Source organism: Streptomyces sp. NPDC058964 (assembly GCF_042741275.1).
In the GTDB taxonomy this organism is placed as follows: Bacteria; Actinomycetota; Actinomycetes; order Streptomycetales; family Streptomycetaceae; genus Streptomyces.
The window spans coordinates 1-3,442 of record NZ_JBHYKH010000724.1; the positions used below are offsets into that span (position 1 = coordinate 1).

Consider the following 3,442-nt stretch of genomic DNA (forward strand, 5'->3'; position numbering starts at 1 on the left):
CGGGCACGACGTTCTCCCCGTCGACCTCGATCACCGCGTCCCGCGGGGCGCGCAGCGCGGTGTGCAGGACCGCGCGGTTCTCGGTCGTGTTGATCCGCTCGCCGCGGAACATGGCGTCGCGCAGCCCGGACACGTCGGTGGCGGCGGCCAGTTCCCGCAGCAGCGCCAGGGTCTCGTCGGTGACCAGGTGCTTGCTGTAGTCGATCAGCAGGTCACCCACCCGCACGACGTACCGCCCGGCACGCTCGGGGTCCGTCTCGAACAGCTCCCGCAGATGGGTCTGCCACTGGGCGCGGTGGTCGGCGAGCGCCGTCCACTCGGGCCGCTGGTTGAGCTTGGCGTTGCCGGACATGTCAGGCGCTCTCCTCGGTGCCCTCGCCGCGCAGGGCGATGGCGTACATCTCGTCGGCGTCGAGGCGGCGGAGCTCCTCGGCGATCAGCTCGGAGGTGGGGCGGACCCCCAGGGCGAGGGTGCGCGGCGGCTGGCCCGGCAGGGTCAGGGTGGCCAGCGGCCCCTCGGGCCGGTCGATGACGATCTCGCCGGACGCGGTGCCGAGGCGTACGGCGGTGACGACCGGCCCGCCGGTGACCACGCGGTCGGCCTTGACCTTCAGCCGTACTTCCAGCCAGCGGGCGAGCAGTTCGGCGGCCGGGTTGTCGGCCTCGCTCTCCACGGCGGCCGAGACCACCGGCACCCGGGCCTGGTCCAGGGCCGCCGCCAGCATCGAGCGCCACGGGGTCAGACGGGTCCAGGCGAGGTCGGTGTCGCCGGGCGTGTAGGCGCGGGCGCGGGCGTCGAGGGCCTCGATCGGGTGCTCGACGGCGTACAGGTCGGTGATCCTGCGCTGCGCCAGGGCGCCCAGCGGGTCCTTGGCGGGCACCTCGGGCGCGTCCGCCGGCCACCAGACGACGACCGGCGCGTCCGGCAGCAGCAGCGGCAGCACCACGGAGTCGGCGTGGTCGGACACCTCGCCGTAGGTCCGCAGCACGACCGTCTCACCGGTGCCGGCCTCGGAGCCCACCCGGACCTCGGCGTCGAGCCGCGACTGCGTGCGCTCGCGCGGGGTGCGGGCGTGCCGCTTGATGACGACCAGGGTGCGCGAGGGGTGCTCGTGCGAGGCCTCCTCGGCCGCCTTGATCGAGTCGTAGGCGTTCTCCTCGTCCGTGACGATGACCATCGTCAGGACCATCCCCACGGCCGGCGTCCCGATGGCGCGGCGGCCCTGGACCAGCGCCTTGTTGATCTTGCTTGCCGTGGTGTCGGTCAGGTCGATCTTCATGGCCTGCGCCAGCTCCGTCCGTCTCGTGCGAGCATCTCGTCGGCTTCCCCGGGTCCCCAGCTGCCCGACGCGTACTGCGCCGGCCTGCCGTGCGTCGCCCAGTACTCCTCGATCGGGTCGAGGATCTTCCAGGACTCTTCCACTTCCTGGTGGCGGGGGAACAGGTTGGCATCGCCGAGCAGTACGTCCAGGATGAGCCGCTCGTACGCCTCCGGGCTGGACTCCGTGAACGACTCGCCGTAGGCGAAGTCCATCGTCACGTCCCGGATCTCCATCGAGGTTCCCGGCACCTTGGAGCCGAACCGCACGGTCATGCCCTCGTCGGGCTGGACGCGGATGACGATCGCGTTCTGCCCGAGCTCCTCGGTGGCCGTGGAGTCGAAGGGGGAGTGCGGGGCCCGCTTGAAGACCACCGCGATCTCGGTGACCCGGCGGCCGAGCCGCTTGCCGGTGCGCAGGTAGAAGGGGACGCCCGCCCAGCGGCGGTTGTCGATCTCCAGCTTGACCGCAGCGTAGGTGTCGGTCCTGGACTGGGGGTCGATGCCGTCCTCGTGGAGGTAGCCGACCACCTTCTCACCGCCCTGCCAGCCGCCCGCGTACTGCCCGCGCACGGTGTGCGCGCCCAGGTCCTTCGGCAGCCGCACCGACTTGAGCACCTTCAGCTTCTCGGTGAGCAGCGCCTCCGCGTCGAAGGCGATGGGCTCCTCCATCGCGGTCAGCGCCATCAGCTGGAGCAGGTGGTTCTGGATGACGTCACGGGCCGAGCCGATGCCGTCGTAGTAGCCGGCGCGGCCGCCGATGCCGATGTCCTCGGCCATGGTGATCTGCACGTGGTCGACGTACGACCGGTTCCAGATCGGCTCGAACATCGTGTTGGCGAAGCGCAGCGCCAGGATGTTCTGGACGGTCTCCTTGCCCAGGTAGTGGTCGATGCGGAAGACCTGGTCGGGCTCGAACACGTCGTGCAGGACGGCGTTCAGCTCATGGGCCGACCTCAGGTCGCGCCCGAAGGGCTTCTCGATGACCGCGCGCCGCCAGGAGCCCTTCGGCGGGCTCGCCAGGCCGTGCTTCTTCAGCTGCTGCACGACCTTCGGGAAGAACCTCGGCGGTACGGAGAGATAGAAGGCGAAGTTGCCACCGGTGCCCCGGGAGGCGTTCAGTTCCTCGACCGCGTCGCGCAGCTGCTTGAACGCGGTGTCGTCGTCGAAGTCACCGGGGATGAACCGCATGCCCTCGGCGAGCTGCTGCCAGACCTCCTCGCGGAACGGCGTGCGCGAGTGCTCGCGCACCGCGTCGTGCACCACCTGCGCGAAGTCCTGGGCCTCCCAGTCCCGGCGGGCGAAGCCCACCAGGGAGAAGCCCGGCGGCAGCAGACCGCGGTTGGCCAGGTCGTACACGGCCGGCATCAGCTTCTTGCGGGACAGGTCGCCGGTGACGCCGAAGATGACCAGGCCGGACGGTCCGGCGATGCGGGGCAGACGGCGGTCGCGTGCGTCGCGCAGCGGGTTCGCCCATTCGGCCGCCGGTACGAGGGGCACGCGCACCTCGTCCGGTGCCGTTCCCTTGTCGGGCGTGGTGGTCATTACGCGTCAACTCCCTTGCTGGTGAGGGACTTCGTGACGGCGTCCAGCAGGTCGTTCCAGGCCGCCTCGAACTTGGCGACGCCCTCGTCCTCCAGCTGCCGCACGACCTCGTCGTAGGAGATGCCGAGCCCCTCGACGGCCGCGAGGTCGGCACGGGCCCGCTCGTAGCCGCCGGTCACGGTGTCGCCGGTGATGTCGCCGTGGTCGGCGACGGCGTTCAGGGTGGCCTCGGGCATGGTGTTGACCGTGCCGGGCGCGACCAGCTCGTCGACGTACAGGGTGTCCTTGTACGCCGGGTCCTTCACACCGGTCGAGGCCCACAGCGGGCGCTGCCGGTTGGCGCCCGCGTTCTCCAGCGCGCTCCACCGGTCCGAGGAGAAGTCCTCCTGGTACGACTCGTAGGCCAGCCGCGCGTTGGCGAGCGCGGCCCTGCCCCTGAGGCCGAGCGCCTCCTGCGTGCCGAGAGCGGTCAGCCGCTTGTCAATCTCGCTGTCGACACGGGAGACGAAGAAGGAGGCGACGGAGTGGAGGGGCGCCCGCGCCAGCCCCGCGTCGGCGGGGCGCGCGCTCGCCCGCCCG

At 71.2% G+C, this 3,442-nt stretch carries 3 protein-coding genes and 1 pseudogene; all 4 read right to left on the reverse strand.

Annotation, left to right across the window (positions count from 1 at the left end):
* Positions 1 to 352: pseudogene (locus ACFW2E_RS43700) on the reverse strand (glucose-6-phosphate isomerase); the annotation flags it as partial.
* A gap of 1 nt (position 353) precedes the next feature.
* Positions 354 to 1,280 carry a glucose-6-phosphate dehydrogenase assembly protein OpcA gene (gene opcA, locus ACFW2E_RS43705; protein WP_384476801.1) on the reverse strand — a complete coding sequence of 309 codons (927 nt, stop codon included), beginning with the start codon at positions 1,278 to 1,280 and terminating at the stop codon, positions 354 to 356.
* Positions 1,277 to 2,863 (reverse strand): glucose-6-phosphate dehydrogenase, encoded by a 1,587-nt coding sequence (gene zwf / locus ACFW2E_RS43710; RefSeq protein ID WP_384476804.1) that lies wholly within the window; start codon positions 2,861 to 2,863, stop codon positions 1,277 to 1,279. The genes opcA and zwf overlap by 4 nt, the downstream gene beginning before the upstream one ends.
* Positions 2,863 to 3,442, reverse strand: a 580-nt coding sequence (locus ACFW2E_RS43715; RefSeq protein WP_384476806.1) for a transaldolase family protein, incomplete at its 5' end; no start/stop codon positions are given. The genes ACFW2E_RS43715 and zwf, both read right to left, overlap by 1 nt.